Raw genomic sequence first — 5,619 nt, forward strand, 5'->3', positions numbered from 1 at the left:
AAGGAAAGGGAAAACGACGCTTTTCCCTTTCCGTGGAGCGAAAAGTCCCGGATTGGACTTTTTGCGACTCTATCATGAATTGGAGCCTGGAGAAAACGTATGGTGGGCATAGCTCAGCTGGTTAGAGCGCTGGACTGTGGCTCCAGAGGTCGAGGGTTCAAATCCCTCTGTCCACCCCAGAATTTTACCGGGCCGGTACATACCGGCCCGGTTTTTTTGTGTTTTCGGCACGTCAGTAGTCCCCGTTTTTTTAGGCTACACTGGCATTATATCTTGGCAAAAACTGCCGGGGGGTTCCGGCCACAGTTCAGGGAGGGTGGATTATGAAGAAATTTCTGGTCGTTGCGTTGTGTCTGGCCGTGGTTCCGTGTGCCTACGGGGCAGACATGGCAAAGGCGAAGGCGGAAGGCAAGGCGAACTTTTACGCCAACATCACCGCGGTTGAGCCCATTATGGAGGCGTTCAAGGTGAGCCAGGGTGTCGAGGGTATTTACACCCGCATTTCCACTTCAAAATATCTCTCTACGGTCATTACCGAGTTTGAAGCAGGCAAGTTGGCGGCCGACGTGCTCCAGGGCCCCCTGCCCATCCTCCAGACCCTCAAGGATAATGGAGTTCTGGTGCCCTACAGGTCCCCATCGGCGGCCGGGTACCCCGACTGGGCCCGGGCGGACGATACCATCGTACAGTTCGGCATCGAATACGTCGCACCTATCTACAACAAGGAGCTGGTCAAGGCCGCCGACGTGCCGAAGACCTACATGGACCTGGCGGATCCCAGGTGGAAGGACAAGATCGTCATGCCCAACCCCTCCACCCACGCCACGACCATCTCGTGGCTGGTAGGTCTGAAGGAGATGAAGATCTTTGCCTCCGACGATGAGTGGATGAAGTTCGTCAAGGGGCTGGCGGCCAACCGTCCCATGTTCGTGGCCTCCTTCGGCCCCTCCCCGGCCCCGGTGGAGAGCGGCGAGAAACTCATCGCCATCTCCATGCCCAAGTACATCATCACCCACGCCCCCGCGCCACTTGACTGGGCCAGGGTCGGCACCATCCTCGGCTCGCCCCGCGGTATCGCCATCGCCGCCAGGGCCCCGCACCCGGAAGCCGCCAAAGTGTTCATGGACTACTGGCTTTCAGGGGCTGCCATGAAGCTGCTGGCGGACAAGGTCGGCGAGTACGTGCTGACGCCTGGCGTGTTCCCGCCCATTGACGGCATCAGTGGCGCAAAGGTTCTCCCCATCCGGGAACTGTCCGATGACGAGATCAAGAGCTGGGGAGAGGAGTTCAGGAAGATCTTCGAGGGCGTGTGATCCGCAGGCCCGCGTAACAGACCATGTTCATACACTCCCGAGGCCGGGGAGCCGGCCCCGGGAGTGCCATGCGGAGGGCTCATGGAGATTCGAATCGAGGGGGTGACCAAAGATTTTTTTTCCGAGGGCAAGAGGATCCGTGCCCTGGATAACGTCCACCTCAACATCCCCGCCAACCGGATATTTACCCTTCTCGGCCCAAGCGGGTGCGGTAAAACGACTCTGCTCAGGTGCATCGTCGGGCTGGAAACACCCGACGTCGGCGAGATCGCCATCGGCGACGAGGTGGTGTGGTCACGGGAAAAGGGCATCCTCGTGCCGCCGGAGGAGCGGGGGCTCGGCATGGTGTTCCAGACCTATGCCATCTGGCCCCACATGAACGTGTTCGACAATGTGGCCTATCCCCTCCAGAACCGGAAGGTGCCGAAAAAGGAGATCAGGGACAGGGTCGCGAAGGTCCTTCAGTTCGTACAGCTCGACGGGTTCGAGAACCGGCCAGCCACGAAACTCAGCGGTGGGCAGCAGCAGCGGGTCGCCCTGGCCCGGGCGCTGGTCGCCGAGCCCAAGGTCATCCTTTTCGACGAACCGCTCAGCAACCTCGACGCCAAGCTGCGCGAAGAGACCCGCAAGGAATTGAGGACCTTTCTGACCGGGTTGGATATCACAGCGGTTTACGTCACCCACGACCGCATCGAGGCCCTGGCCCTCTCTGACCAGATCGCCGTCATGAGGGCGGGGAGCATCGTGGAGATCGGTGACCCACGGAAGATCTACTTCAACTCGGACCATCGGTTCGTGGCGGATTTCATCGGCAGGGCAAACCTCATTGCGGGGACCGTTTCGGCCCGGGAGGACGGTCACGCGGTCATTGAGACCGTCATCGGCCCCATTGTCGGCCTCAACAGCCAGGGGATCGCGCCCGGAATGGAGGCGGTCCTGTGCGTCCGCCCCGAATTCATGTCCCTTGCGTCCACCAACGACAGCGGCGCCAGAAACGTCTTCAAGGGCAAGGTCGAGACCCTGCTTTTCGTGGGGGAGGCTTATGAAGGTGACATCAGGATCGGCGACACGCTGCTGACAACGACCATACCGCCGACCGTGGATATCGTGGCGGGAGATGACCTTTATATCTCTTTCGACCCTGACCACTGCTTCCTGCTGCCATCTGAAAACCGGCCTGGCTGACATGACATGCCGGTTTTAGATATGAGATTTGAGATATGAGATCCAGAAAGCTCACCCTCACCCCTTTCCTCATCGTCATCGTCGGCCTCCTGACGGTGTGCCCTGTCCTGATGCTTGTCCTCGGGAGCTTTTCAAGGGGGTTCGGGGCCTTCGGGCAATTCACCCTGGAAAAGTATGCCGCTGCCTATACCGATCCGGCATTCGCCGACATCCTCGTCAACACCCTCATCTTCACAGTGGGGTCGGCGATGGTGGCCACGGCTCTGGCCCTCTTTCTCGCTTACATGAACACCCGGACCGACATCCCCTTCAAGTTCCTGTTCGGGGTCATCTCCATCATCCCAATGATGGTCCCTCACATCCTCTTCGCGGTGAGCTGGCTTTTGCTGCTCAATCCCAGCAACGGGATCCTCAACCGGCTGATCATGCAGCTTTTCGGGCTGGAGAACTCCCCTTTCAACATTTACACGCTGCCGGGGATGATCCTCGTGGAGGGGCTCCTGGACCTGCCCATCGCCTATCTCATCATCGCACCGGCCATGAGCGCCTTCGACGTGTCCCTGGAAGAGTCCTCCAAAGTTTGCGGCGCTTCGACCCTGAAGACCCTGGCCCGGGTAACCCTGCCGGTGCTGCGTCCCGCCATCCTGGCATCGGCCATTCTGGTCATCGTGAGGAGCCTCGCCTCCTTCGCCGTACCCTCCATCATCGGTATGCCGGGCAGGAAATACGTGCTGTCCACCCACATCTACCGGACCATCTCCACCGGATTTTCTGCCGATTACGGGAAGGCCGCGGCTATCGGGATGAGCGCTCTGGCGGCATCCATCGTGCTCATCTACCTCTACCGTTACCTGACCTCGGAGAGCAGCCGCTACGTGACCATCTCCAGCCGGGGGTTCAAACCTGCCCTCATCGAACTGAAAGGGGCCAGGTACCCGCTGTTCGCCATTGTGGGAACGCTTTCCTTCGTGCTCATTGTCCTCCCCGTCATCGTCCTTTTCTACACTTCCATGCTGCCCTACGTCATGGTCCCGGGTGAAAGGGCATTCCAGCTCATGAGCTGGAAGAACTGGGTCGAGGTGCTCAAGGACCCCATTTCGCTGCTGGCCCTTAAAAACAGCGTTTTCCTCGGAGTAGCCGGAGCAACTCTCGGGATCCTCCTGTCCATCTTCGTCTCTTACGTCATCGTCAAGGTGCGGACGGTGGGATCCGGGATCCTGGAATCCCTGAGTTTCCTCTCCTTCTCTTTCCCGGGTATCGTCATCGGAGTCGGGTTCATGTGGTTTTTCGTCCGCACGCCTCTTTACGCCACCATCTGGGCTCTCCTCATCGGGTACATCGCCACCTACCTTCCCTACGGCATCAGGCCGCTGACGAGCGCCTTCATCCAGATCCACAGCAACCTGGAGGAGTCTTCCAGGGTGTGCGGTGGGAGCCCCTGGTACACCATGCGGCGCATCGTCATCCCTCTCCTCATCCCGGGGATCATCTCCGGGTGGATCCTCATGGCAACCATGTTCGTGAGGGAACTAACCCTCTCGGTGGTGCTGTCGAGGCCCGGATCGGAGGTGCTGGCCGTCCAGATCCTGCGGTATGCCGAGGACGGTCTGTGGGGCAGGCTTTCGGCGCTGGGGATCATTATGATATTCTTCTCCTCCACCCTGGTCATCGCGGCATCCCTGCTGGGGAAAAAGCTGACGAGGATGAGGGTGATGTAGGGCTGTCACGGTCGTGAATTGTGAATTGAAAATTCCGGACGGAGGTTCAAGGGTATTCATTCTACCTTGTCTGGCTATTTTTAACCTGGGCGAAACAAGCGGGTGCGAGAATATGTTGTTTTGGATTCTGGATCCTGGATTTTGGGCCCGAATCCGTAACCCGGGACTCGTAACCCGGGATTTTCTCTGCGAGGTGAGGCATGTTTTTCGGCGATTCATACATGGGAAGTTACGAACTGGCACTCCTGGTCAAGCTGGGCCTGGCTGCGCTGGCCGGTGTCCTTGTGGGCCTGGAAAGGGAGAAGCACGGGCGCCCGGCGGGCATGCGCACGAACCTCCTCGTTTCGGTGGGCGCCTGCACCATCATGATCATCTCAGAGGCGTTCTACATCAAGTACGGCATGTACGGCAGTGAAACCGCCCTGCGCCTGGACCCTTCCCGTACCGCGGCCCAGATCATCACCGGCATCGGTTTCCTGGGCGCGGGCGTGATCATAAAGGAGGGGCCCACGGTAAGAGGGCTCACCACCGCCGCTAGCCTCTGGGTGGTGGCAGGCCTTGGGATGGCCTTCGGGATGGGGTTTTTCTCCCTGGGCGCCCTTTCCACGGTGCTAGTCATCGTCAGCCTGATCTTCCTCAGAAAACTCGACCCGATCGTCAAAAAGAACCGCTTCCTCACCATGTCCGTAACGGGGGTTCGGCGCGCGAACCTTTACGATGAACTGATGGATCTGGTGAAAGGGATGGGACTGAAAGCCTCCGACATAAGCTCCCAGGTGGACCTTGTGGAGAACGAGATCTTCATCAAGATGGTCCTGACGCAGCAGCAAAAACGCATCGGGCAGGAAGTGACCGCGGCTGTGGAACGGCTCGAAGGGATCAAGAAGATCTTCTACAGCTAACGTTTTTTCGAGATGCCCGAAAAAACGTCTTGAAGATCAAGATCAAACCCCTCGCCGTCTGTCAACCCCTCGCCGCCTTGACAGTGAGGCCGGGGGTGAGTAACATCCCCCCTCGGTTCGAGGGAAATAGTCCAATGACCAAAGTCCAAAGACCAAGGAAAAGGTCTTCAAATACTTTGGACCTTGGACTTTAGACTTTGGACTTGAGCCTCCGTAAGGAGGCGAATTGCGCCCGTAGCTCAGCTGGATAGAGCGTCGGCCTTCGAAGCCGCAGGTCGCAGGTTCGAGTCCTGCCGGGCGCGCCATTCGACGCAAAGAGGCGCTGCTGGATTTTCAGCAGCGCCTCTTTTTGCTCATGGCCTCCGGCCCCGATGGACTAATCTGAAGGGGAAGAGGACATCAGCCGATGCGTCGAATGGCCCTGCCGGCCCCGATGGACTAATCTGAAGGGGAAGAGGACATCAGCCGATGCGTCGAATGGCCCTGCCGGCCCCGATGGAC

4 protein-coding genes and 2 tRNA genes are annotated in these 5,619 nt (G+C 59.0%); all 6 read left to right on the forward strand.

Annotation, left to right across the window (positions count from 1 at the left end; genetic code table 11):
* The first annotated feature begins 102 nt into the window (after positions 1–102).
* Positions 103–179, forward strand: a tRNA-His gene (locus P1S46_11145).
* A 144-nt stretch (positions 180–323) separates the two neighbouring features.
* Positions 324–1,313: an extracellular solute-binding protein gene (locus P1S46_11150; protein MDF1537032.1), complete on the forward strand. Its 990-nt coding sequence runs from the start codon at positions 324–326 to the stop codon at positions 1,311–1,313.
* Between the two features lie 81 nt (positions 1,314–1,394).
* The gene (locus tag P1S46_11155; GenBank protein MDF1537033.1) at positions 1,395–2,498 is read left to right on the forward strand and encodes an ABC transporter ATP-binding protein; all 1,104 of its coding nucleotides are present in this window, start codon (positions 1,395–1,397) and stop codon (positions 2,496–2,498) included.
* A gap of 35 nt (positions 2,499–2,533) precedes the next feature.
* Positions 2,534–4,216, forward strand: a complete 1,683-nt coding sequence (locus P1S46_11160; protein MDF1537034.1) for an iron ABC transporter permease — start codon at positions 2,534–2,536, stop codon at positions 4,214–4,216.
* Positions 4,217–4,416: 200 nt separating this feature from the next.
* Positions 4,417–5,118, forward strand: a complete 702-nt coding sequence (locus tag P1S46_11165; protein ID MDF1537035.1) for an MgtC/SapB family protein — start codon at positions 4,417–4,419, stop codon at positions 5,116–5,118.
* 228 nt (positions 5,119–5,346) lie between these two features.
* Positions 5,347–5,423: transfer RNA gene (locus P1S46_11170), tRNA-Arg, on the forward strand.
* Positions 5,424–5,619: the final 196 nt, after the last annotated feature.

This window comes from bacterium, assembly GCA_029210545.1.
Taxonomy (GTDB): domain Bacteria; phylum BMS3Abin14; class BMS3Abin14; order BMS3Abin14; family BMS3Abin14; genus JARGFV01.

Excerpts from the sequence above, each read along its gene's own strand:
- P1S46_11150 (MDF1537032.1), top strand. The coding sequence starts at position 324 with ATGAAGAAATTTCTGGTCGTTGCGTTGTGTCTGGCCGTGGTTCCGTGT.
- P1S46_11155 (MDF1537033.1), top strand. The coding sequence starts at position 1,395 with ATGGAGATTCGAATCGAGGGGGTGACCAAAGATTTTTTTTCCGAGGGC.
- P1S46_11160 (MDF1537034.1), top strand. The coding sequence starts at position 2,534 with ATGAGATCCAGAAAGCTCACCCTCACCCCTTTCCTCATCGTCATCGTC.
- P1S46_11165 (MDF1537035.1), top strand. The coding sequence starts at position 4,417 with ATGTTTTTCGGCGATTCATACATGGGAAGTTACGAACTGGCACTCCTG.